The organism is Alkalicaulis satelles (assembly GCF_008630495.1).
Taxonomy (GTDB): Bacteria; Pseudomonadota; Alphaproteobacteria; order Caulobacterales; family Maricaulaceae; genus Oceanicaulis; species Oceanicaulis satelles.
Map to the genome: position 1 here is coordinate 745,876 of NZ_VWOJ01000001.1, position 23,971 is coordinate 769,846.

A 23,971-nucleotide genomic window follows, 5' to 3' on the forward strand; every position below is an offset into this window, starting at 1 on the left:
GTTTCAGACCCGCTCCCAGCGTTCCAGGACATCCGCGCCGCATTCGATCACGCGGGTGCGCTGGAAGATGGGCGCGGCGTCCAGCGTCTCAAGGCCCAGGCCTGCAATCGCCGCCATGCCGTCCCCGCCCAGCAGGACCGGCGCGCGGAACCATTCGATACGATCCACACGACCGAGCGCAAGCGCGGAGGCCGCGACCTTTCCGCCCGCCTCGATCATCACGCTCCGGCAGCCTTCGCCCGCCAACCAGTCCAGCGCCGCTGCGATATCCACGCGCTCCTCATGAAGCGGCAGCGCCACGCATCGCGCGCCTGCGGCCAGGAGCGCGCCGGACGGCGGCGCGTGCGCGCCATGAAACAGCACCGCCGGTCCCTCTTTGAGCAGCGCGCATCCCGGCGGCGTGCGCAGGGACGTATCCAGCACGGCGCGCACAGGCTGTTGGGCTGGCGCCCCGGCGTCCAGCCGGGCGGTCAGGCGCGGATCATCGGCCAGCACCGTGCCGATGCCGGTCAGGATCGCATCATGGGCGGCGCGCATCTCATGGACCCGGGCGCGGGCTTCGGGACCTGTGATCCATTTCGACGCCCCGCTGGCCAGGGCGATGCGCGCATCCAGGCTGGTGGCGAGCTTCAAGGTGACGCGCGCGCGCGCGCTCATGCCTCGTCCCCGGACGCCTCGCCGGGGTCCTTTTTGTCCGCATCGATCAGGCGCTCGCCCTTGATGAAAGTGGCGAAATCCTCCACCTCGCGGAAATCCTTGTAGACCGAGGCGTAGCGCACATAGGCCACGGTATCGAGGGCGCGCAGCCCGTCCATGACCAGCCGGCCGATCTGCTTGGACTGGACGTCCGGATCGCCGCCGCTTTCCAGCCGCCGAACAATGCCCGACACCATCTGCTCGATGCGGTCGCGTTCTATGGAGCGCTTCTGGGTGGCCAGCAGCACCGACTTCATCAGCTTGTCGCGCTCGAACGCCTCGCGCTTGCCGTCGGACTTGATGACGTGGAGATCACGCAGCTGGACGCGCTCGAACGTGGTGAAGCGCGCGCCGCAGGACGGGCACTGGCGCCGGCGCCGGATGGCCCCCCCGTCCTCAGCAGGACGGGAGTCTTTGACCTGGGTGTCGTGATGACCGCAGAAGGGACAGCGCACGGCTCACCTCACCCGCTCAACCCAGCTCGGGATAGATGGGGAAGCGCGCGCACAGCGCCACGACTTCCTCACGCACCCGGGCCTCGACCGCCGCATCCCCCTCGCGATTGGCGGCCAGCGCATCGAGCACTTCGGCCATCATTTCGCCCACACGGCGGAACTCCGCCGCGCCGAAGCCGCGCGTGGTGCCCGCCGGCGCGCCAATGCGCAGGCCGGAGGTGACGGTGGGCTTTGCCGGATCGAACGGCACGCCGTTCTTGTTGCAGGTGATGTGGGCGCGCTCCAGCGCGGCCTCGGAGATATCGCCGGTCAGCGATTTGGGCCGCAGATCGACCAGCGCCAGATGGCTGTCCGTGCCGCCGGAGACCAGATCAAACCCGGCTTCGGACAGGGCGCCGGCCATGGCCTTGCAGTTCTCGATCACCTGGCGGGCATAGGCCTTGAATTCCGGGCGTAGAGCCTCGCCGAACGCCACCGCCTTGGCCGCGATCACATGCATGAGCGGACCGCCCTGCAGGCCGGGGAAGACGGCCGAATTGAACTTCTTGCCCAGATCCGGATCGTTGGAGACGATCATGCCCCCGCGCGGGCCGCGCAGCGTCTTGTGGGTGGTGGTGGTGCACACATGGGCGTGGGGGAGCGGGCTGGGATAGGCGCCGCCCGCCACCAGGCCGGCGAAATGGGCCATGTCCACCAGGAGATAGGCGCCCACCTCGTCAGCGATCTCGCGGAAGGCCTTGAAATCGATGACGCGCGGATAGGCCGACCCGCCCGCAATGATCATTTGCGGGCGCACCTGGCGGGCGGTCTCGCGCAGAGCGTCATAATCGATCAGCGCATCGCTCTCGCGCACGCCATAAGCATGAGCCTCGAACCACTTGCCCGACAGGTTGGGACGCGCGCCATGGGTCAGATGCCCGCCCGCCGACAGGTCCATGCCCAGGATCTTGTCGCCGGGCTTGAGCAAGGCCAGGAACACCGCCTGATTGGCCTGGCTGCCCGAATTGGGCTGGACGTTGGCGTAGGCGCAATCAAACAGCGCCCTGGCGCGCGAAATGGCTAGCTCCTCGGCGATATCGACGAACTCGCACCCGCCATAATAGCGCTTGCCAGGGTAGCCTTCTGCATACTTGTTGGTGAGCGGCGAGCCCTGGGCCTCCAGCACGGCGCGGCTGACGATATTCTCCGAAGCGATCAGTTCCACCTGGTCCTGCTGGCGGCGGATTTCACGCGCGATGGCGTCGGCCAGCTCCGGATCGGCCGCATTGAGCGGGGTGGTGAAGAACGGGTTCGCCGGTTCGCTTGCGTGTGCGTCTGCCATGGCCAGTTCCTTCGGGTCGCTATGTGCTTCGCCCAGTCATAGGCCCGCCACGCGCGCCGGACAACCATTCAGGTCCGTTTGCCGCATGACCCGCGTCTTAATGAAAGGCTGCATTCGTTACTCTGTACGCTAGAGCATGAAGTAAAATATCTGCAATGAAATGCCGCGCATTACTTGCGTCAGTGCCGTATCAGAATTATATCCCCAATGGACCGCGGTGATTCTCCCGGGTCTCACCCTGCTTGCAACAAGGAACATAGCTGTGACCGAAGACACCCTCCCCTCCGTCGACAATGAAGAACTCATGCGGATGACCACCGACATTGTCGCGTCATTCCTGACTCACAATTCGGTGCCGGCTGAAAGCGTGCCGGACATGATCAAATCGGTATTCGCCACCATGAAAGACATTTCCGGCGGCGAGCCCAAGCCCGAACCCAAGGCCAAGCCGGCGGTTGCCATCTCCAAATCTGTAACCGACGACTACATTGTTTGCCTGGAAGACGGCAAGAAGCTGAAAATGCTCAAGCGCTATCTGCGCTCGCAATACGACATGAGCCCGGACGACTACCGCCGCAAATGGGGTCTGCCGGCTGATTACCCGATGGTGGCGCCGAACTACTCCAAGCGCCGCTCCGAATTCGCCAAGGAAATCGGCCTGGGCCGCGGCGGGCGCAAGAAATAACGCACCCGCCTTGCATCAGACGATAACGCCCCGGCCTCCGCGCCGGGGCGTTTTGTTCTCAGGACCCAGGGTTTGCGCCAGACGTCGCGCCAGCTTGCGCGCGGCCACGCGCTCCAGATCGCTCTGGGCGGCGCCCGCGGGGCCCGAAATCACCACTTCCTCGCCGGTGGCCACATCCACAGCGGCAACGCGCACGCTCTGACCCAGGGTCATGAATTCGAAAATCACCTCACGGCCGTCCAGACGGCCGCGCGGCGCCATCAGGCCACCTTCATGCCGGCATGCTGGACATAGACCGCGCGCAAGGCCTCAACCAGCGCATCGATCATGGCGTCGTCATGCATGGGCGTGGGGGTGAAGCGCATGCGCTCGGTCCCGCGCGGCACGGTGGGATAGTTGATTGGCTGGACATAGATGCCATGATCGTCCAGCAGCGCATCGGTCATGCGCTTGCACAGGACCGGATCACCCACATGAACCGGCACGATATGGGTGACGCTGTCCATCACCGGCAGTCCCGCCTCTTTGAGCCGGGCTTTCAGGGTCGCGGCGCGCTCCTGATGAGCCTCGCGCAAATGATGGGCGCTCTTGAGAAATTCCACGCTGGCGCGCGCGCCCGCTGCGATGGCCGGGGCCAGCGAGGTGGTGAAGATGAAGCCCGGCGCCCAGGAGCGCACCGCGTCCACGATCACCGAATCCGCTGCGATATAGCCGCCCATCAGGCCATAGGCCTTGCCCAGCGTGCCCTCGATGATGTCGAACCGGTCCATCAGCCCGTCGCGCTCAGCGATGCCGCCGCCGCGCAGGCCGTAAAGACCGACCGCGTGCACCTCGTCGAGATAGGTCAGGGCGTTATACTTGTCGGCCAGATCGCACACCGCTTCGAGCGGGCCGATATCGCCGTCCATGGAATAGACCGATTCCAGCGCGATCAGCTTGGGCGCATCGACCGGCGCGGCGCGCAGCAGCTCTTCAAGATGAGCGATGTCGTTGTGGCGCCAGACATGTTTTTCGCAGCCCGACTGGCGCACGCCCTCGATCATGGAGGCGTGATTGAGCGCGTCGGAGAACATGATCAGGCCGGGCAGGATCTTGCCCAGCGTGGCCAGCGTCGCCTGGTTGGAGATATAGCCCGAGGTGAACAGAAGCGCGGCTTCCTTGCCGTGCAGGTCGGCGAGCGAGTGCTCCAGCTCGACATGATAGTTGGTGGTGCCCGAGATATTGCGCGTGCCCCCGGCGCCCGCGCCCACATCGTCTATGGCCTGTTTCATGGCGCCGGTGACGCACGGGCTCTGGCCCATGCCCAGATAGTCATTGGAGCACCAAACCACCACGTCGCGCACATCACCCTCATCGGTGCGCCAGCGCGCGCGAGGGAACTGGCCGCGCACCCTGCGCAGATTGGCGAAGACCCGGTAGCGCCCTTCAGCCCGGACCCGGGCGACGGACGCCTTGAAGGCGCTGCGATAATCCATCTGGTCTGCACAGCGGGCCAATCAGCCGCTGCGGCTCTCCCTGGTGTTGTCTTTATGGTGTCCGGACCATGACATAATCCAGATCACGCGTCTCCCCATGAAACAGAGGCGGAATGTCGCGCCTTCTATTTGAAAACGCTTCGCAAATTCACGATCCCTCTGATCCCGAATCTGATGCGATCATTTGAATCACGCCGGAGAAATCAAGCCCCTCCCCGCCGGAATCGACAAAGCGCTGATAGATGTCCGCGGCATGGGCGCCCAGGGGCGTGCTGGCGCCGGCGCTGCGCGCGGCTTCCATGGCGAGCTTGAGATCCTTGAGCATCAAAGGCGCGGCGAATCCCGGCTTGTAGCCCCGGTTGGACGGCGCCGCGGGCACGGGACCCGGAACCGGGCAATAGCTGGTCAAAGACCAGTTCTGGCCCGAGGCCTTGGAGGCGATGTCGTAGAAATTCTGGATATCCAGGCCCAGGCGCTCAGCCATGTTCAGCGCCTCGCACGTGCCGATCATATGGATGGCCAGCAGCATGTTGTTGCAGATCTTGGCCGCCTGGCCTGCGCCCGCCTCGCCGGCATGGATCACCGCCTTGCCCATCGCAGCGAGCACCGGCTCGGCTTTAACGAATGCGTCTTTCGGCCCGCCCACCATGAAAGTCAGCGTGCCCGCCTCGGCCGCCGCCACGCCGCCCGACACCGGCGCGTCGACAAAGGCGAAGCCCTTGTCCGCCGCCGCAGCGCCCATCTGGCGCGCGCTGTCCACGTCGATGGTGGAGCAATCCATCAGCACGGCGTGGGCGGGCGCATGGGCCAGCACGCCGTCCGCGCCCGCATAGACGCTGCGCACATGGGCGCTGGCGGGCAGCATGGTGACCACGCCATCGGCGCCGTTCACCGCTTCGGCCACTGAACCGGCCGCCTTTGCACCCTTGGCGGCGAGCATGGCGACCGCATCGGCATTGAGATCGAAGGCGCACACCTGGTGGCCGGCCTTGATCAGGTTCGCAGCCATGCCTGCGCCCATATTACCCAGTCCGATAAAGGCGATCTGCGCCATGACGGCCTCCCTTGTTCTGATTGCGGTCTTCTATCGCGATTTCGCCGTCAGCGGGACCCGCAAGGCGCACACCCGGCTCAATCGGTGAAGACGATCTCCGGCGCCGGCCGCCAGGCCGCCTCCACATGGGTCAGCATGGCTTCGGCGGCGCGCACGAACGCCTTGGCCACCGGCCCGTCGCCCGACGCCACCAGCCGGCCTTCGTCTGACGCCTCGCGCAGTTCGGGATGCAGCGGTATCTCCCCCAGGAAAGGCGCGCCGATCAGCTCGGCCTCGGCGCGCGCGCCGCCGCGCCCGAAAATCTCCGTGCCCTCCCCGCAATGGGGGCACAGGAAGAAGCTCATATTCTCGATCAGGCCCAGGATCGGGATTTCGGTGCGGTCAAACAGGGCGGCGGCCTTGCGCGCATCGTCCAGCGCCAGGGTCTGGGGCGTGGACACGATCACCACGCCTGAAATGGGCGCGCCCTGGGCCACGGCCAGCTGGGCGTCGCCCGTGCCCGGCGGCATGTCGATGATCAGGACATCAAGATCGCCCCAGTTCACCTCGGTGAGAAATTGACGGATGGCGCCGGTGACCATCGGCCCGCGCCAGACTACCGGATCGCGCTCGCCCACCAGAAAGCCCATGGAGACCAGCTTCACGCCATGGGCTTCCAGCGGCTCGATGCCGTCATCGCCCTTGCGCAGGCCTGGCGCATCAGACAGGCCGAAAATGCGCGGCGCGCTGGGGCCGTAAATGTCCGCGTCCATCAGCCCGGTCTTCAGTCCCAGCTTCACGCACGCACCCGCCAGATTGGCGGCCACGGTGGACTTGCCCACCCCGCCCTTGCCCGAAGCCACGGCGATGATGCGCCGGGCGGGCGCACGCACGGGTTTGGCCGGCTGGCCCTGCGCCTGGCGCGAACGCGCCGGGGCGGTCAGCGCCGCCTCCACGATTACCCGGGTGCGCGTCACCCCCGCCACGCCCTCCAGCGCCTGCGCCACCGCCGCACGCAGGGCGTCCAGATCCTCGCCTTCAGGTCCGGGCTTCAGGACGATGGTGGCGACCCCGTCGCGCAGATCACATCCGGCGATGCGCCCGCTTTCCCCCAGCGCGCGGCCGTCTGAAGGCAGTTTGAGCGGGGCGAGAGCGGACATCAGCAAATCGGTCATGGCCCTGAAATAGCGCCCCGCACGCCCCGGGAAAAGCGCTGCCCGCCGGCGGGCGCAGCCCCGTGGACGCCAGACACCGCTTAAATCTTGTTCATGAGACGGAAAGATAGACGTGCGGACCCAGCGCGCAGCGAGAATGATATATCCTTGCCGCGGCACGCGTATTCCCGGCCTTGTCGCAACCTGCGCACAGGTTAACGCGCCAGACGTCTGCGCCTGCCTGTCCTGCTTGTAATTGGCCATATGGATAAGTCAGAGCGATCTGTTCCGCCACCGGCGCGCACGCCTTTTCATCCGCGCACCGGCCTTGTCTGGGGAGTTATTCTGACATGATACGCATGTTTCTGGCCGCCGCTGTGAGCGGCCTCATGGCCGGCGCAGCCAGTGCGCAGCCCATCAGCGTGGACGACATCGCCCGCGTGCCCAATATCCAGTCCGTTTCGCTCAGCGCGGACGGGCGCACCCTGGCCGCCATCATCGCCGCGCCGGGCACCAACAATGAAGACACTGCGCTGGCCAGCTGGGATCTGGATTCGCCCGATCAGGGCGCCGTGATCACGCCCAGCGGCAATCGTATGAAATTCATCGCCGCCTTCGCCCTCAAGGCCGAGCGCCTGCTTGTGTTCGGGCGGCAGGAATTCACAGGCGCGCTTGATGGCTGCGGTGAAGGCCAGTCGGTCGGCACCACGCGCACTTTCATCTTCCGCCCCTATCTGACCGATGTGCGCCATGCGCGATTTGACCAGGCTTTTGCAGGCTCTTCGCGGCGCCTGGGGGTCAGCGAACAAGTCCGGCGCTGTCTTGAAATCGCTGGCTCGGCGAGCCTGGTCAGCACCTTGCCGCTGGACCCGGAGCATGTCCTGATCCAGCGAGTCAACAGCTTGACGCTGGCTGCAGATATCTACCGCTACAACTTGCGCACCGGGGCTACAGAACTGGCTTTGCGCACCGGAGGCAATACCTCGCCTGGCCTGTTCAATCCGCGCACTGGCGCGCCCATGACCCAGGTCCAGTTCACCTCCATAGGCGGGGGCGATTATGAGCAGCGCATTCTCATCGCCACCCCCCAGACCGGTGCGTTCGAGGTTCACGAACCGCTGACCACAAGAATTTCAGATCGCCACATCGTCAATGTGACCGGCTATGACGAGGCCAGCGGGCGCTTCTATGTGACCACGGACCTGTTCTCGGACCTGGCCGCGATCTACTGGTATGACCCGCAAACGCGGCGCTTCAGCGACGAGCCGATCCTGGCCCACCCCGACTACTCCGCCCTGGGCGTGGTGCTCGGCGAGCGCGCGGACAATTTCAACCAGCTCCTGGGCTTCGCCTATTCCGGCCCGCGCAACGAGATTTTCTGGATAGACCCGGACATGCGCGCCATCCAGGAAGGGCTGGATGACGCCTTCCCGGGCCAGCTGGTGACCATCATGGATTACAGCGAAGGCCTGTCGCGGGTGCTGTTCTCCACCGAGAGCGGCCAGCATGCGCCGGCCTATCATCTGCTCCATGAGCGCAGCCGGGTGCAGACCCTGGGCTCGGAGCGCCCGTGGATCGGCCCCGAACAGCTGGGCGAGCAGCGCTTTGTCAGCTATGCGGCGCGCGACGGGCTGACCATTCCGGCCATACTCGACCTGCCGCCGGGCTGGAGCGAGGGCGACGCCCCCCTGCCCGCCATCATCATGCCGCATGGCGGCCCGTGGGTGCGTGATTACACCGGCTGGGACTCATCGGGCTGGACCCAGTTCCTGACCTCGCGCGGCTATGCCGTTCTGCGCCCGAACTTTCGCGGCTCCACCGGCCATGGCCGCCAGCTCTGGCTGGCTGGCGACGCCCAGTGGGGCCTGACCATGCAGGACGACAAGGATGACGGCGTGGCCTGGCTGGTGGCTCAGGGCATCGCTGATCCCGAGCGCCTGGCCATTTTCGGCTATTCCTATGGCGGCTTCGCCGCGGCGGCTGCGGTGGTGCGCGATGACGCGCCCTATCGCTGCGCCATCGCGGGAGCGCCGGTGACCAATCTGGCCCGACTGGGCAATACCTGGAGCGAGAACCGCATCCAGCGCATGCGCCAGGGTCAAACGGTGCGCGGCCTCGATCCGGCCCGCCATACCGCCAACGCCCGCCTGCCGGTGCTGGTCTTCCATGGCGACCGGGATGTGCGCGTGCCGCTGTTCCACGGCACGGACTTCTACAACGCGGTGCGAAACCGGGTGGAGGCGCGCATGGTGATCATACCCGACATGCCTCACCAGATGCCGTGGTATCCCTCCCACTACCGCGCCATGATGCCCGAGATCGAGGCCTTCCTGAACGGCCCGTGCGGGATGTAATCCGCGCCTTGGACGCCCCCCGCACGCCGCCGCCCGGGCGGTGTGCGGGAGCGGCGTGCGCTCCGCTCCGCCCCGCCCGTAGCAGCCCGGTCAGCACACGCGGCTTGATCGCGCTTCCCAAAGGCGGCTAAACCGGTCAGTGGAGACGTGGCCGAGTGGTCGAAGGCGCTCCCCTGCTAAGGGAGTATACCTCAAAAGGGTATCGTGGGTTCGAATCCCATCGTCTCCGCCAGCCACTTGGGACGGCATGCCCGGCTCGGCTTCGGGCCGGTACTCCCCCGACATTACAGCCAGTTGCAAGCAAGTTCGGCAAGCCGAGACGCAAGACGCCGCGTTTTTTACGGCCGACATGGCGCCTGGTCTCAGATTGCCTGAGGCGCGGTTCGCTTTTGGCGTTTACAGGGAAAAGTAATGTTTTTCGGGCCGCAGCGTGATTTCGGGCGCTGGAACGGGCGTGATTTCAGAGGTGTCAGACGAACACGAACGGGTCTCGGTATGCGCGGCCACCGGTGGTCAGGCGGCAAGCAGACTCCTGCCGGCCTGGGGCTCGGCATGAATTCGGCGCTGCAGCCCGGTTTGAGGCCTGGCCGGCGTGCCGCCTCATGAATAAGGTCTGAGCCGTCTGTTCGCCAGCGGACCGGCTATGCCGAAACCCGATCACCTTCGCCTGACTCGCCCTTGAGATCGTCCTCCACCGCCCATAGACGGTCCTGGCCCCAATGGGCGGGCCGGTCATCGACGCGGAAGGCCGGCACGCCCCATATGCCGAGCGCCAGCATGGCCTCGCGATTGGCCTCGGCTTCAGCGCGCCAGCTTTCATCGGCCAGCGCGGCCTCCATATCCGCTTGTGACAGTCCGGCCCGCTCACAGAGCCTCAACAGGCCTTTGCGGCTTCCAGCATCAATGCCTTCGGCGAACACGCCTTTCAGAAACGAATGCGCAAAGGCTGCGCCCTTGCCAGTCTTCATCGCGTGGAACGTCACGGCAAGGCCGCGTTCCGTTGGACGCCCCACCGGATCGGCGATGAGCCCGAAGGGCAGGCCAAGACGTTCCGCCTCACGCTTTGTATCGCGCACGATATAGAGCCGTTTGGCGGTGGGTACGGGCAGGCCGCGCATCACCATGGGCAGGACCGGGCGCAGGCGCAGCTCGGCCTTGTGGGCCTCCGCCAGCGCGATCAGGCGCTCCATGGCGATATAGCTATAGGGGCTGCGCAGGGAGATGAAGGCGTCGAGCACCGGCCGGCGGCTGGACCCGGCGGGCTGAAGCGTGACCTCGCGCCGGGGGCTGAAATACGCCGCCTTCCGCCCCGCGATCGCGGCCAGCCGGTCTTCCAGATAGTGCAGCCGGTCCAGCCCCCAATACCATTCGCCCTCGAACTGGAAAGTGCCGCCGAGATAATGGCCGAGGCGCCTGCGCTCGCGCGCGCCCCTGGCCAGAGCCTGCTCCGGCTTCCCCGTCGCCTCCGGCACGGCCTCGCCGCTGCGCCAGGCGTGTTCGATGGCCGCGGCCGTGGCGGCGAAGATGCGCGCGTCCGTGATGCCGGCCAGAGCGGCTTCTGCCACCCGAACGCCGTCTGCATCCGGCGCGGTATCCGGCGGTAGCGTCAGACCGAGCCCCGCGGCGAGGGTCTGCGCATCACGCCGCGACCAGCCGGTAAGCCGCTCCCGGTCCGGCGCAGCGGCCTCGTCGGGTGGCGGCGCGAGGAAGGGCAAAACGCGCACGCCATAAGCCTCTTCAAGATGGGGTAGCGCGCGCGCAGCCAGCCAGGAATAGGGATCATCGGCCTGATGGAAATAGCGCACCGCCGGCCGGGAGAAGGTCGCGCGCCGTTTCAGCCCCGCGAGAGCGCGCTGGGCAGTCCGGATGGCCGGGCTGGTGATCAGGGCGGGGCCAAGGGTGCGCGGAGCAGGCATCAGGTCACCATGTCCCGCCCGGCATCGGCGAGCTTTTCAAGGTCCGGCAGGGGCGGAACGCCAAGCCCCGTCAGCACGGCGGCGCGCTGTTCCAGCCGGGATTTCCAGTCATTGAGATGGTCCAGCCCACCGAGATCCACACCGGCCCAGAAATGGGCGAACACCCACGGGAAACAGGCGATGTCGGCGATGGAATATTCTTCGCCCGCCAGATACGGCGCCTCACCCAGCCGGGTGTTCATCACCTCGTAGAGGCGGCGCGTCTCGCCCTGGTAACGGTCAATGGCCAGCGGAATTTTCTCCGGCAGATAGCGGAAGAAGACATTGGCCTGACCCTGCATGGGGCCTAGCCCGCCCATCTGCCAGAATAGCCATTGTATCGCCTGCCAGCGCCCGGCCGGGTCTGCCGGGATCAGCTTGCCGGTCTTTTCGGCGAGATAGAGCAGAATGGCGCCGGATTCGAACACCGCCTGCCCGCCCGCCTCGTGATCAACGATTGTCGGGATGCGCCCATTGGGATTGAGCTTCACATAGTCCGGAGCCTTCTGGTCGCCCTTCTGGAGCTGGAGCACTTTCACCTCATAGGGCAGGCTCAGCTCTTCCAGAGCGATGGAGATTTTCCAGCCATTGGGCGTCGGCGCGGTGTAGAGATCGATCATGGGCTTAGTCCTCGTAGAGGAAGAGCAGGCCGCGGCTGGCGAGCGCAGCTCTGGCGGCTTTGGCATCACCTGCGGGCATGGACGCGATTTCGGCCACGATGGCCTGACGGGCCTTTTCCGCATCGGGGCGGGTGAGAATGCGTAAAGACTGCCCCGCGAGTTTGAACTCCGTCCATTTCTCGCCCGCTTCCACCGCCCTGCGGTTCTCCGGCAGGAAGACGCCGAACCCGTCCAGCAATAGCGGGAAGAGCGGTTCGAGTGTTTCGGGGATCTCGTCCCCGGCGAGCCATGTCTCCCCTTCATCGACCCGTTCCCATGTGCGGTCGGTCCAGCCGATAAGGCCGGGCGCGTGTTCGGACACGAAGGCGCGGGCCACGCTGTCACTGATGAAATGGGCCTTCATCGCGCCAAGGATTTTCAGATCCGCCATGGACAGGCGCTCGCCAAACAGGCCCGGCATGACGGCGTAGTGCGCCTCCAGCAGTTTGAGAAAGGCCGCGAGCTCGGTGCGCAATTTTTCCTGATGGTCCGGCCCGGCGGCCATGACGCCCATCGCCTTGCGCCCCCAGGGCAGGATGAAATCGGCGACGGCCTGCACCATGGCCTGTTCGTCGGCATTGGGCTCACGGTCCCTTGGCGCGCCGCCCAGATCACGCGCGATGGCCGCCGCCCCTTCGCGGGCGCCCTCATCGGTCACCCAGCGGAAATGCAGCGCGGCGCGGGTGAACCACTCATCGATCCAGTCATCGATGACGCGGCACAAAATGCGCTGCGCCGGGCTGGGCGGGATCACGGCCCTGTCAGGAAAGCGCATGTCGAAGAGCTGTATGATGTAGGTGGAGTCATGGATGACCCAGCCCTCAGGCGTCTCCACCACGGGGATGAGATGCGTGCCGGCTCGCGCTTCCAGCCGTTCGCGCACGTCGGGTGATTTCGGCAGCGCCTTGTGGGGTATGCGCATATAGCGCGCAGCGGCCTCCACCATGCGGGTGAAATAGGACGGGTCGCAGCCGTAAATCAGATACTCGCCGGGCAGCATGGGGTATCTCCTTCCCTGGTTCAGCTCTGGCGCAATACGCCGTGTTTCAGGATGGCGATCAGGGCATCGGCATAGGCGTCCGCGGTGTCCGGATCGGTCAGCTCCATACCCGCCAGCGCGCGCGCATTGGCGGCCTGCGCGAACGGGCCGATGGCCGCATTGGTGGACAGCATGAACGCGAAATGAGGGTCGATGAACGCCGCCCGGCCTTCTGCGCGCAATTGATGGAAAGGCTCCAGCGAGAACTGGTAGGCCGGGCGCAGATAATGCTCGACCAGCCAGTCATAGCGGTCCCCGCCCGCAATGCCTGCCTGCATCACAAAGCCCGCCAGATGGGGGATGCGCGCAGAGGTGCGCACCGTGGCGCGCACCTGCGCTTCCATGCGGGCGACCGGGTCGCTGGCGTCCAGCCCGGCGATCGCGTTCACCATCGCCTCTTGCATCTGCCCGAAAAGATAGTCGGCCACCGCCTCCCACAGCGCATCCTTGGCGCCGAAATAATGCCGGATCAGGCCATGGGCGAGCCCGGCCTCGCTGGCGATGGCGCGCAGCGACGCGCCTTCAAACCCCGACTTCACGAAATGGGCCGCCGCCACGGTCAGCAATTGCTGGCGCTGCTGGTCCGGGTCCGCCTTTGCGGGCCGTCCGGGGCGGCGTGACGGGGCCTGAGGATCGGTGTGCGGGAGCGGCATGGAGTGTCTGTTCTCATTTTTGATGGACAGGCAGGCGATATTAATTATACGTGTGTATAATAATTTTCGCACACCCGGCAAGCCCTGATCGGACAGGCCGTGCAGAACTGCGGAAGACAAGGGAGGAGACGCCATGCGCATCGGGCCGTTCGGTACGCGCAGCCTTGCCGCGATAGGTGTCGTGCTGGCGCTGGGGATTGGCGGCTGGTTCGCGTTTGACCGCTATGTCATCTACCTGCCGGGTCTCATACAGGATATGCGCGATCCGATCAGCCCCAGCAGACCGGTGGAGTGGGCGCAGGGGCCGGACACGGCCGAGGCGCGCGGGGATCTGCCCAATATCGTCCTGATCGTCGCCGACGATCTGGGCTGGAATGATATCAGCCTGCATGGCGGGCTGTCGGGAGGCGCGCTGCCAACGCCGAATATCGACCGGCTGGCGCGCGAAGGCGTGCAACTGACGCAGACCTATGCGGCCAGCGCGACCTGCGCGCCCTCCCGCGCGGCGCTGATGACCGGACGCTATCCCACCCGCTTCGGCTTCGAGTTCACGCCCATGCCGCCTGCCATGGCGCGCATCATCTCGCGCGCGCAGAACCGCCAGCCCTCTGATCCGCCTTTCGTGTTTCATGCGCTGGACCAGCAGGCGGGCGAGTTTGCCGATATGGCCATGCCCGCCAGCGAGATCGCCCTGCCCGAACTGCTGGGCCGGGCCGGTTATCACTCCGTGCTGGTCGGCAAATGGCATCTGGGCGGCAGTCAGGGCTCCGATCCCGTCTCGCAGGGCTTTGATGAAAGCCTGGAACTGGCCGGCCTGCTCTACGCGCCTGCAGGCGATGCAAGCGTGGTGGAAGCCCGCCAGGATTTCGATCCGCTGGACGAAGTCTACTGGGCCGTCGGCCGGGCGGCGGTGCGCGAGGGCACAGGGCCGCGCTTTGCGCCGGACATCTATCTCACCGATTATTTCACGCGAGAGGCCACGCGCGTGATCGAGGCCAACCGCAACCGGTCCTTCTTCCTCTATCTCGCCCATTGGGCGCCGCATTCACCGCTACAGGCCAGGCGCGAGGACTATGAAGCTCTGGCCCATATCGAGGACCATCCCACGCGCGTTTACGGCGCCATGATCCGCGCGCTGGACAGAAGCGTGGGCGAAGTGCTCGACGCGCTGGAGGCCAATGGCCTTGCTGACAACACGATCGTGATCTTCACCTCCGACAATGGCGGGGCGCACTATATCGGCATTCCCGGCATCAATGATCCCTATCGGGGCTGGAAGGCGACCTTCTTTGACGGCGGTATCCGCGTGCCCACCTTCGTGCGCTGGCCCGGCGTGATCGAGCCGGGCAGCAGGATGGATGGCCTGGCGCAGCAGATTGATATCCTGCCGACGCTGGCTGGCATTGCGGGCGTGGACCTGCCGCAGGACCGGGTGATGGACGGGAGGGATCTGGCGCCCTTCCTCACTGGCGAGGCCGATGGCGCGCCCCACGAGACATTGTTCTGGCGCAGCGGGCATTACCGCGCCGTGATCCATCAGGGCTGGAAGCTGCAGGTCTCGGCGAGACCAGACCGGACATGGCTCTTTGACCTTGCAAACGACCCCTTCGAGCAGACCGATCTGTCGGACGTCGAACCAGCGCGCGTGGCGGCCCTTCTGGCGCTTCTGGACGCCCATGAGGCGGAACAGGCCGACCCGCTCTGGCCGTCCATCGTGGAGATGCCGGTCAATGTCGACCGGCCGCTCGGAAGACCGCATGAGGAAGGTGATGAACATGTCTACTGGCCCAACTAGGCGTTCAGGCGCGGCGCTTCTCGGCCTCCTGCTGGCGATGCTGGGCGGGCCAGCCGCCTGGGGTGAAGACCGGCCCAATTTCCTGATCGTCATTCTGGACGATATCGGCTTCACCGATCTTGGCGCCTATGGCAGCGAGATACGCACCCCGCACTTCGACGCCGAAGCGGCGCGCGGCACGATGTTCACCAATTTCCATGTCGGGCCGACCTGCGTGCCGAGCCGGGCCATGCTGATGACAGGCGTGGACAGCCATCTGACCGGCCTGCCGACGCTGGAGCATCTCATGCTGCCCGAACAGCTGGGCCAGCCCGGCCATGAGGGCGAACTCAACACCCGCGTCGCCACCATTGCCGAACATCTGTCGGCGGCGGGCTATACCAGCCTCATTACCGGCAAATGGCATCTGGGCCGCTCTGAAACCAGCCTGCCCGCAGCGCGCGGCTTTGAGCGCAGCTTCGTGCTGGACTCTTCTGGCGCGGACAACTGGGAGCATCGCACCTATCTGCCCCACTACACGCGCGCCGAGTGGTGGGAGGATTTCGAGTTCGTGGAGGAACTGTCGGAGGATTTCTACTCCTCCGCCTTCATTGTCGATCAGATGATCACTTATCTGGACGAAGCAGACCCGGACCGGCCCTTCCTGTCGGTGGTATCCTTCCAGGCCAACCACATTCCGCTGCAGGCCCCGCGCGAATATGTGGAGCGCTATGACGGGGTGTATGATGCAGGCTGGGAAGCGCTCGCCCGCGAGCGCCATGCCGCCGCAATCGCTTTGGGGCTGGCGCCCGAAGGCACGCCGATGCCGGCGTTTCCTGAAGGCCTACGCAACTGGTCTGATCTGTCACCGCGCGAGCAGGCGGCAAGCGCCATGAACCGGCAGGTGGCCGCCGGCATGCTGGAAGCGGCCGATCATCATTTTGGCCGTCTGGTGAGCTGGCTGCGCGAGACCGGGCGCTATGAGAACACGATCATCCTGATCGTTTCGGACAATGGTCCGGAGTTCAATGATCCCGGCCGCCGGCTCGCCTTTCAAGGCTGGCTGGCCATGCAGGGCTATTCGCGCGATCTGGACAGGCTGGGCGAGCGCGGGACCTATGCCTGGATCGGGCCGGAATGGGCGGCGGCCTCAGCCTCGCCGCTCTCCTTCTTCAAATTCCATGCGGGCGAAGGCGGCTTGCGCGTGCCGATGATCGCCGCCGGGCCAGGCGTGGAAGCGGGCCGGCAGGCGAGCGCCTTTTCCATTGTCACCGATATCGCGCCCGGACTGCTTGATCTGGCAGGCGCGCAAGCGCTGGAGGGGTTTGAGCCCTTCACCGGGCGTAGCCTCGCCCCGCTCCTGCGCGGGGAGGCCGAACGCATCTATGGCGAGGACGAGGCGGTGGGCCTTGAAATGTCCGGTCAGTCCGCCCTGTTCCGGGGTGATTACAAGCTCACGCGCAATATGCGCCCCTATGGCGACGGGCAGTGGCGTCTGTTCAACATCACGCTTGATCCGGGCGAGACACGCGACCTCACCGGCGAGCGTCCGGACCTCTTCGCCGAGCTGATGGCGGATTATGAAGCCTATGAGGCCCGGTTTGGCGTATTGCCCGTTCCGCCCGATTTCGACGGGGAGCGCCGCATCGAGATGCTGGGCTGGCGCGCCTTTGGCCAGCGATACGGGCCATGGCTCGCCCTGCCGCTTGTCTTGCTGGCCGGACTTGGCGGGCTCTTCTGGCTGCGCCGGAGGAAAGCCTGAATGCGCCTTCTGACCGGCCTTGCCTCCTGCCTTCTCCTCGCCGCCTGCAACGGACCGGAAGCGGCGCCGGACGCGTGCATGGAGATTGCCCTGCCGGATCCCGCCCGCCCGGAGACGGGCATGGTGTGGGCGCCCGGCGGAGAGGTGACCCTCGGTTCGCAGGATTTCTTCCCCGAGGAACGCCCCCTGCGCACCGAACAGGTGAAGGGCTTCTGGATCAGCCGCCACGCCGTCACCAATGGCGAATTCGCCCGGTTTGTCGAAGCCACGGGCTATGTGACGCTCGCTGAACGCAGCGGCCCCGAGGCTGGCGGCGGCGCGGTCTTCGGCCCCGGTATTCAGGCCCGCGACTGGTCCGATATCCGCACCTGGTGGCGCTTTGACCCGCAGGCGAGCTGGCGCAGCCCGCAGGGCGCCAGGAGCAGCATCGAAGGCCGCGATGCCCTGCCCGTTGTCCAGATCGCCTATGAGGATGCACTGGCCTATGCGCGCTGGCGCGGCCACGACCTGCCATCAGAAGCCGAGTGGGAACATGCCGCGCGCGGCGGGCTGGAGGGCGAACCCTATGTCTGGGGCGGCGAGGCGCGGCCCGGCGGCGCCTATATGGCCAATCACTGGCAGGGCGTGTTCCCGATCGAGGACAGCGGCGCGGACGGCCATGCCGGGCTCGCCCCTGTGGGCTGTTATCCGCCCAACGGTTACGGCCTGTACGACATGGCGGGTAATGTATGGGAATGGACCACGGCGATGTGGGACCGTCCGGGCTTCCGCGTCATCAAGGGCGGCTCGTTCCTGTGTTCTGACACCTATTGCCACCGCTACCGTCCCGCCGCGCGACAGCCCGGCGATGAAACCTTCTCTACCGAACATCTGGGCTTCCGGACGGTGTGGCGTGGACCGCGGCCACAGGAGGACGCAACGCCTTGAGGCGTTCGTTTCAGAGGTGAGGCCGCAGCGAAACCGCTTGAAAGGGATTGTCAGAGGGAACCGGCTTGAGCCGGGCGGAGCGGTTTCGTAGCGGTTTCGGATGAAAAGTCCCTTCTGCTATTTCAAGACATTGCCGAAGTTCATCCACCTCGCCGTGATAATGTATGTGCGCTTGCCTCTGTCGCTGCGGAACGTCGAGAATCTGCTCCATGAGCAAGGCAGCCCTGCGGGAGATTGGTAACGCAGCGCACCAGGAAACGGGCCGGCGTCTCAACAACCGGGCTGAAAACTCCCATCTACCTTAACGTAGACGCGATCGCGCGATGCTCCGGTTCCGGCATATGCGAAGTCTTCAAACCTTCGCCGCCGTCCACTCCTCAGTCCACAACCATTTCAATCTCGAACGCCACCTCAACAGCCGCGAAAATTTCAAGACCAACCGCGACACGGCCCTGGCCGGGTGGCGTCAGCTTGTCGCCTGATCAACGGTGGCCGCGCCATACCGAGACCCGTTCGCGTTCGTGTGACGCCACCGAGCCGGGATACCGGCGCCCGGGCGTGATCCCGCGCGCCGTTACTGCACCACCGCTTTCACGATCTTGCCGGGCTTGCGCGGGGGTTCGCCCTTGGGCAGGGCGTCGACGAAGTCCATGCCCTCGGTCACCTCGCCCCAGACGGTGTAGCTGTTGTCCAGATAGGGCACGGCGTCCAGGCAGATGAAGAACTGGCTGTCGGCGGAGTCAGGGTCATTGGTGCGCGCCATGGACATGGTCCCGCGCACATGGGGCTCGGCGCTGAACTCGGCGGGGATTTTCACCCCGGACCCGCCCGTGCCATTGCCGCGCGGGCAGCCGCCCTGGGCCACGAAGCCCTCGATCACCCGGTGAAAGGTGATGCCGTCATAAAAGCCGTCCTGCGCCAGCTCGATGATGCGCGCGACATGCTTGGGCGCCAGGTCGGGACGCAGGCGGATCTTGACGTCGCCCCCGGTGTCGAGGGTGAAGATGAGGGTGTCGGACAAGGGGCTTACTCCGTGATGCGAACGGGAACGGGGATGGTGCAGATATCGGGCTGGCGGCCGTTATTGGCCTCGGTCAGAGCCTCGATATAGCGCGCGAAGTCAGGCGTTGCGGTGTCGAAGACCTGCACGGTGGGGCGCTCGTCCTCGGGCAAATCGCTGGCGATATGGAAGCCCATGATGAAGTCCGGCGAGAAGCCGCGGGTCTCGCCCACCGTGCCCACCCGGATGGCGCGCACCGCGTCCATCCCGGCGCGCACAAAGCCCCAGACGGTGTAGTCGGCGTTCAGATGCTCGGCCTCGCCGCGCACGATATAGAACTGGGCGTTGCCCGAATTGGGGTCGGCGGTGCGGGCCATGGCCGCCGCGCCGTCACAATGCAGCAGCCAGCTTTCCACCTGGCCGTCCTCGCGGATGAAGGCCTGGGCGCCCGGCACGGTGCCGGCGGGGAAGCCGTTCCAGTGCCCGGCCTGGGCGCGGGTGCGGTTGGCGCGCGGATTGATGACCCGCTCCTGGATCTCGGTGATCTCCAGCGTATCCGGCGAGCGCTTGATGGTGAATTCGGCGGGCACAGGGGGCAGGCCGGAAGGGGCGTTGGGATTATCCGGCGCGCCGCCGCCCTGGGCCATGAAGCCGTCAATGACGCGGTGGAAGACCTTGAAATCGAAATAGTTCGAGCGCGCCAGCTCACGGATGCGCTCCACATGGGCGGGCGCAAATTCCGGCGCCATCTCCACCCAGACCATGCCGGTGCGGGTGCGGATGCGTAACAGGTTCTCAGGATCCACCGTGCGCCAGGCGGCCTCGGGCGCGGCGTCGATAATGGCCTGGGCCGCATCGGCTTGCGCGCCGGATTCAACCGCCTCGATCGCGTTTTCCGCCGTGGCTTCAGCGGTCTCAGCGGCGTTTTCCGCGCTCTCCGCGCAAGCGGCGGCGGCAAGCATCAGGGCGCAGGCGGCGGCGGAAGCGAGAAGACGAGTCATCGGGCGAATTTCTCCAGCAGGCGGTGCTTGACCAGGGGCGGCACGAAGGCGTCGATATCGCCGCCGAGCCGCGCGATCTCCTTGACCAGGCGCGAGGCGATGGCCTGGTGGCGCGGATCGGCCATCAGGAACACGGTTTCGATGTCCGCATTAAGGCGCTGGTTCATGGCGACCATCTGGAACTCGTATTCGAAATCGGACACCGCGCGCAGGCCGCGTATGATCGATCCGGCGCCCACTTCCATGGCGAAATGCATAAGCAGGCCCTGGAACGGGCGCACCTCGATGACTGTGTCGCCAGCCACCGACTCGGCCAGTTCACGGGCCATCTCCACGCGCTCGTCCAGGCCAAAGAGCGGACCCTTGTCCTGATTGCGCGCCACCCCGATGACCAGCTTGTCATAGAGCTTGACCGCCCGCCCGATGATATCGAGATGGCCGTTGGTCAGCGGATCGAACGTGCCGGGATAAAGCGCGACGCGCGGTTTCATCAGGCTTACCTCACTCAGCGCGGCGCAGGGCCAGCCAGCCCGCCGCAAACAGCATGAGCACGCCAGAGCCGCGCCGGGCAAGCGTCTGGATGTCAAAGCGCGACAGTGCGGTCTTCATCCATCCCGCCAGCACGGCGTACAGGCTGTCCAGCGTCAGCGCCACCAGGATATAGACCCCGCCCAGGATAAAAAGCTGGGGCCCGGCGGGATGGTCGGGGCTGACGAAAAGCGGCAGGAAGGCCGCGTGAAAGACCAGTGTCTTGGGATTGGCCAAGGCTGTGGCTGCGCCAGTGGCGAAAAGACGGCGGGCAGAGACAGGGCGCGCCTCGCCCGTGTGAGCTTTCGCCATCAGGGCGCTAACGCCCAGCCATGCCAGATAGGCGACGCCAGCCCATTTGATGACGGTCAGCGTCCAGCCAAAGGCAGCCAGAAAGGCCGCCAGGCCCGCCGCCACCAGAGCAATCTGCCCGGCCTGGGCCAGGGTTGCGCCCGCCACGACAGTCAGCGCTGCGCGCCGCCCGTGGGCCGCGCCGGTCGCCACGATCACAGCGACATTCGGGCCAGGCACGGCGATCAGCGCGGCTGACGCCAGCACAAATGCCAGCAGGGTCGCCGGTTCCATCATCATCGCGCCAGCTCAGCCTTCTCCGGGAGCGGGGCCGGCGCCCGGGCTTTCATCACCGGCTTCATCATCGCCCTCATCCTCGCCGCTTTCAGCCACGCGGACAACCGACACCAGCTTCTCGCCCTCGCCCAGACGGATCAGGCGCACGCCCTTGGTGGCGCGCGCGGCGATGCGCACCGAGTCCACCGGGAAGCGGATCAGCTGGCCGCCATCGGTGACGGCCATCACCGTGTCGCCTTCGGTGACCGGGAAACAGCCCGCCAGCGGTTCGGGGAAGCGCTTGTCCTTGGTCCACACGCCCTGCCCGCCACGCCCTTGCGTGAAGTATTCATACGCGATGACGCGCTTGCCCATGCCCGAGGCCGCCACGGTCAGCAGCATTTCCTCATTGGCGAAGAGCTCCATATAGCGCACGTCCGACAGGGTGATGTCCTCGCCCGCGTCTTCACCGCCCTCCTCGGCGGCGTCATCGGCCGTCTCTTCAACCTCCAGCGCCTCTTCACCCTCGCTGCGCATTTCAGCGCGGCGGCGCTTGATATAGGCGCGGGTCTCGGCGCGGCTGATCTCGATGCCGTTGAGGATCGCCATGGAGATCAGGCTGTCGCCCTTGCCCATGCGGATGCCGCGCACGCCGGTGGAATTGCGGCTGGCGAACACCCGCACATCGCCCACCGGGAAGCGGATCGCCTTGCCCGAGGCGGTGACCAGCAGCACGTCCTGGCCCTCGCGGCACAGGCGCACATCCAGGATGCGCGAGCCGGCTTCCTCCAGCTTCATGGCGATCTTGCCATTGCGGTTGACCTGCACGAAGTCGGACAGCTTGTTGCGCCGCACCGTGCCTTCGGTGGTGGCGAACATGACATCGTACTGGTCCCAGCTTTCCTCATCCTCGGGCAGGGCCATCACCGAGGTGATCCAGGCGCCCTCATTGAGCGAAGGCAGGAGATTGGTGAGATATTTGCCCCGGCTGTTGGGCGCGCCCAGCGGCAGGCGCCAGGTCTTGGTCTTGTAGACCATGCCGTCGGAGCTGAAGAACAGCAGCGGCGCATGGGTGGAGGCGACGAACAGCGTCGCCACGAAATCCTCGTCCTTCATGGCCATGCCGGCCCGCCCGCGCCCGCCGCGGTTCTGGGCGCGGTAGGTGGACAGCGCGGTGCGCTTCACATAGCCGCCATGGGTGAGGGTGACGACCATCTCTTCGCGCGGGATCAGGTCCTCGTCCTCGATCTCCAGATCGCCCTCGGCGAACTGGGTGCGGCGCGGCACGGCGAAGGCGTCGCGCGCAGCCGTCAGCTCGTCGCGGATGATCTCGCGGATGCGCACCGGGCTTTTGAGGATGTCCAGCAGGTCGGCGATCTGCACGGCCAGCTTTTCAGCCTCGTCGCTGATCTCGTCGCGGCCCAGCGCCGTCAGGCGGTTCAGGCGCAGGTCCAGAATGGCGCGCGCCTGCTCTTCGGTCAGGCGGATGGTGTTGTCATCCAGGATCACCGAGCGCGGATCGGCCACCAGCGCCACCAGCGAGGCCACGTCCGCGGCCGGCCAGGCGCGCTCGCGCAATTGCTCGCGCGCGCTCGCCGGATCGGGCGCGGCGCGGATCAGGCGGATGATCTCGTCAATATTGGCCACCGCCACCGCCAGGCCGATCAGGATATGGGCGCGCTCGCGCGCCTTCCTCAGATCGAACTTGGCCCGGCGGGCGGTCACGTCCTTGCGGAAATCAATGAAGGTTTCCAGGAAGGTGCGCAGGCCCGCCTGCTGCGGGCGCCCGCCGATCAGGGCCAGCATATTGACCCCGAAGCTCTGCTGCAGCGGGCTCCAGCGGAACATCTGGTTCAGGATCACCTCGGCATTGGCGTCCTTTTTCAGCTCCACCACCACGCGCATGCCCGAGCGGTCGGATTCGTCACGCAGATCGGAGATGCCCTCAATGCGCTTTTCGCGCACCAGCTCGGCGATCTTCTCGATCATGGTCGCCTTGTTCACCTGATAGGGAATCTCGTGAATGATGATGGCCTCGCGATCCTTACGGATCGTCTCTATCGAGGTCTTGCCGCGCACCAGAACCGAACCGCGCCCTTCCATCAGCGCCTTGCGCGCGCCTGACCGGCCCAGGATCTCGCCGCCGGTGGGGAAGTCGGGGCCGGGCACGATGTCCAGCAGATCAGCGTCCGGCAGGGCCGGATTGTCCAGCAGCGCCAGCGTGGCGTCCGCGATCTCGCCCAGATTATGGGGCGGGATATTGGTGGCCATGCCCACCGCGATGCCGCCCGCCCCGTTGACCAGGAGGTTGGGATAGCGCGCAGGCAGCACCACCGGCTCGTGCTCGCTGCCATCATAGTTGTCGCGGAAATCGACGGTTTCCTTGTCGATATCGGCCAGCAGCGCTTCCGCCGGCTTGTCCATGCGAATTTCGGTGTAACGCATGGCTGCGGGCGGATCGCCGTCCACCGAGCCGAAATTGCCCTGGCCGTCCAGCAGCACCAGGCCCATGGAGAAGTCCTGGGCCATGCGCGCCAGCGCGTCATAAACGGCTGAGTCCCCGTGCGGGTGATACTTACCGATCACGTCACCGACCACGCGGGCCGACTTGCGGTATTGCTTGTCGTGAGTGTAGCCCTGCTCGTGCATGGACCACAAAATGCGCCGGTGCACGGGCTTGAGCCCGTCGCGCGCATCGGGGATGGCGCGGCTGACGATCACGCTCATGGCGTAATCGAGATAGCTGCGCTTCATCTCGTCTTCGATGGCGATGGTGGGCCCGCCCGCAGGGCCGGACGGCCCTTGATGCATGGGCTCGTCCTTCATCGGGTCTTCCGGCGTGTCGCTCAAGGTCGGTCAGTCCTGGCTGGCGGCGCAGGCGGGGCGAGGCGCCCCGCGGCCTGCAAAACGGCGGGCGGCCCCGGACGCGGAAT

The 23,971-nt window shown here is 66.0% G+C and carries 21 protein-coding genes, 1 tRNA gene and 1 pseudogene; 7 read left to right on the forward strand and 16 right to left on the reverse strand.

The genetic code is table 11. The annotated features are described in order from the left end of the window. Positions 1–3: 3 nt before the first annotated feature. From F1654_RS03590 to glyA, 3 genes are read right to left on the reverse strand one after another with little or no spacing between them, the layout of a single operon-like run. On the reverse strand, positions 4–657 hold the full coding sequence (locus F1654_RS03590; RefSeq protein WP_150022116.1) for a RibD family protein: 654 nt from the start codon (positions 655–657) through the stop codon (positions 4–6). Beyond that, the gene (gene nrdR, locus F1654_RS03595) at positions 654–1,151 is read right to left on the reverse strand and encodes a transcriptional regulator NrdR (protein WP_150022117.1); all 498 of its coding nucleotides are present in this window, start codon (positions 1,149–1,151) and stop codon (positions 654–656) included. Before nrdR ends, F1654_RS03590 begins: the two co-directional genes overlap by 4 nt. A 16-nt stretch (positions 1,152–1,167) precedes the next feature. Next, complete coding sequence (gene glyA / locus F1654_RS03600) at positions 1,168–2,472, reverse strand: serine hydroxymethyltransferase (RefSeq protein ID WP_150022118.1); 1,305 nt, start codon at positions 2,470–2,472, stop codon at positions 1,168–1,170. A gap of 262 nt (positions 2,473–2,734) precedes the next feature. Here glyA and F1654_RS03605 point away from each other — a divergent pair, with 262 nt between their 5' ends. Beyond that, positions 2,735–3,157 carry a MucR family transcriptional regulator gene (locus F1654_RS03605; protein WP_150022119.1) on the forward strand — a complete coding sequence of 141 codons (423 nt, stop codon included), beginning with the start codon at positions 2,735–2,737 and terminating at the stop codon, positions 3,155–3,157. A gap of 15 nt (positions 3,158–3,172) precedes the next feature. On the opposite strand, the gene F1654_RS03610 is transcribed toward F1654_RS03605, so the two are convergent. From F1654_RS03610 to F1654_RS03625, 4 genes are all read right to left on the reverse strand, one after another. Then, the gene (locus F1654_RS03610) at positions 3,173–3,418 is read right to left on the reverse strand and encodes a DUF6898 family protein (RefSeq protein WP_150022120.1); all 246 of its coding nucleotides are present in this window, start codon (positions 3,416–3,418) and stop codon (positions 3,173–3,175) included. After that, positions 3,418–4,632 carry a 5-aminolevulinate synthase gene (hemA, locus tag F1654_RS03615; RefSeq protein WP_150022545.1) on the reverse strand — a complete coding sequence of 405 codons (1,215 nt, stop codon included), beginning with the start codon at positions 4,630–4,632 and terminating at the stop codon, positions 3,418–3,420. Before hemA ends, F1654_RS03610 begins: the two co-directional genes overlap by 1 nt. Before the next feature lie 148 nt (positions 4,633–4,780). Beyond that, on the reverse strand, positions 4,781–5,686 hold the full coding sequence (gene mmsB / locus F1654_RS03620; protein WP_150022121.1) for a 3-hydroxyisobutyrate dehydrogenase: 906 nt from the start codon (positions 5,684–5,686) through the stop codon (positions 4,781–4,783). Positions 5,687–5,763: 77 nt separating this feature from the next. After that, positions 5,764–6,840 carry an Mrp/NBP35 family ATP-binding protein gene (locus F1654_RS03625; RefSeq protein ID WP_150022122.1) on the reverse strand — a complete coding sequence of 359 codons (1,077 nt, stop codon included), beginning with the start codon at positions 6,838–6,840 and terminating at the stop codon, positions 5,764–5,766. Positions 6,841–7,169: 329 nt separating this feature from the next. Between F1654_RS03625 and F1654_RS03630 the strand changes: the two genes are divergently transcribed. Continuing rightward, entirely contained in the window at positions 7,170–9,173 is a 2,004-nt protein-coding gene (locus tag F1654_RS03630; RefSeq protein ID WP_150022123.1) for an alpha/beta hydrolase family protein, read from the forward strand. Positions 9,174–9,314: 141 nt separating this feature from the next. Continuing rightward, positions 9,315–9,405: transfer RNA gene (locus F1654_RS03635), tRNA-Ser, on the forward strand. 409 nt (positions 9,406–9,814) lie between these two features. Here F1654_RS03635 and F1654_RS03640 read toward each other — a convergent pair. From F1654_RS03640 to F1654_RS03655, 4 genes are read right to left on the reverse strand one after another with little or no spacing between them, the layout of a single operon-like run. Beyond that, a complete protein-coding gene (locus tag F1654_RS03640) occupies positions 9,815–11,089 on the reverse strand; it encodes a DsbA family protein (protein WP_150022124.1) in 1,275 nt (424 codons plus the stop codon). Beyond that, positions 11,089–11,748: a glutathione S-transferase family protein gene (locus F1654_RS03645; protein ID WP_150022125.1), complete on the reverse strand. Its 660-nt coding sequence runs from the start codon at positions 11,746–11,748 to the stop codon at positions 11,089–11,091. The genes F1654_RS03640 and F1654_RS03645 overlap by 1 nt, the downstream gene beginning before the upstream one ends. A gap of 4 nt (positions 11,749–11,752) precedes the next feature. Next, on the reverse strand, positions 11,753–12,787 hold the full coding sequence (locus tag F1654_RS03650; RefSeq protein WP_150022126.1) for a glutathione S-transferase N-terminal domain-containing protein: 1,035 nt from the start codon (positions 12,785–12,787) through the stop codon (positions 11,753–11,755). Between the two features lie 20 nt (positions 12,788–12,807). Beyond that, positions 12,808–13,479 carry a TetR/AcrR family transcriptional regulator gene (locus tag F1654_RS03655; protein ID WP_199200439.1) on the reverse strand — a complete coding sequence of 224 codons (672 nt, stop codon included), beginning with the start codon at positions 13,477–13,479 and terminating at the stop codon, positions 12,808–12,810. Between the two features lie 133 nt (positions 13,480–13,612). Here F1654_RS03655 and F1654_RS03660 point away from each other — a divergent pair, with 133 nt between their 5' ends. The 4 genes and pseudogenes from F1654_RS03660 (at position 13,613) to F1654_RS14160 (ending at position 18,424) form a co-directional block, all read left to right on the forward strand. Continuing rightward, on the forward strand, positions 13,613–15,274 hold the full coding sequence (locus F1654_RS03660; protein WP_150022128.1) for a sulfatase-like hydrolase/transferase: 1,662 nt from the start codon (positions 13,613–13,615) through the stop codon (positions 15,272–15,274). Next, positions 15,249–17,015, forward strand: coding sequence for an arylsulfatase (locus F1654_RS03665; RefSeq protein WP_199200440.1), 1,767 nt, complete (start codon positions 15,249–15,251; stop codon positions 17,013–17,015). The genes F1654_RS03660 and F1654_RS03665 overlap by 26 nt, the downstream gene beginning before the upstream one ends. Beyond that, positions 17,016–17,942 carry a formylglycine-generating enzyme family protein gene (locus F1654_RS03670; RefSeq protein ID WP_150022130.1) on the forward strand — a complete coding sequence of 309 codons (927 nt, stop codon included), beginning with the start codon at positions 17,016–17,018 and terminating at the stop codon, positions 17,940–17,942. It begins immediately after the preceding gene. A gap of 100 nt (positions 17,943–18,042) precedes the next feature. Then, a pseudogene (locus F1654_RS14160) lies at positions 18,043–18,424 on the forward strand (DDE-type integrase/transposase/recombinase). 92 nt (positions 18,425–18,516) lie between these two features. Here F1654_RS14160 and F1654_RS03680 read toward each other — a convergent pair. The 5 genes from F1654_RS03680 to gyrA are packed head-to-tail and all read right to left on the reverse strand — an operon-like array spanning position 18,517 to position 23,864. Continuing rightward, positions 18,517–18,963: a peptidylprolyl isomerase gene (locus F1654_RS03680; RefSeq protein WP_150022131.1), complete on the reverse strand. Its 447-nt coding sequence runs from the start codon at positions 18,961–18,963 to the stop codon at positions 18,517–18,519. A gap of 5 nt (positions 18,964–18,968) precedes the next feature. Next, positions 18,969–19,943, reverse strand: a complete 975-nt coding sequence (locus F1654_RS03685; RefSeq protein WP_150022132.1) for a peptidylprolyl isomerase — start codon at positions 19,941–19,943, stop codon at positions 18,969–18,971. Further along, complete coding sequence (gene coaD / locus F1654_RS03690; protein WP_150022133.1) at positions 19,940–20,434, reverse strand: pantetheine-phosphate adenylyltransferase; 495 nt, start codon at positions 20,432–20,434, stop codon at positions 19,940–19,942. The genes F1654_RS03685 and coaD overlap by 4 nt, the downstream gene beginning before the upstream one ends. 10 nt (positions 20,435–20,444) lie before the next feature. Beyond that, on the reverse strand, positions 20,445–21,062 hold the full coding sequence (locus F1654_RS03695; protein WP_233205099.1) for a LysE family translocator: 618 nt from the start codon (positions 21,060–21,062) through the stop codon (positions 20,445–20,447). Positions 21,063–21,071: 9 nt separating this feature from the next. Next, a complete protein-coding gene (gene gyrA / locus F1654_RS03700; RefSeq protein ID WP_408628082.1) occupies positions 21,072–23,864 on the reverse strand; it encodes a DNA gyrase subunit A in 2,793 nt (930 codons plus the stop codon). Positions 23,865–23,971: the final 107 nt, after the last annotated feature.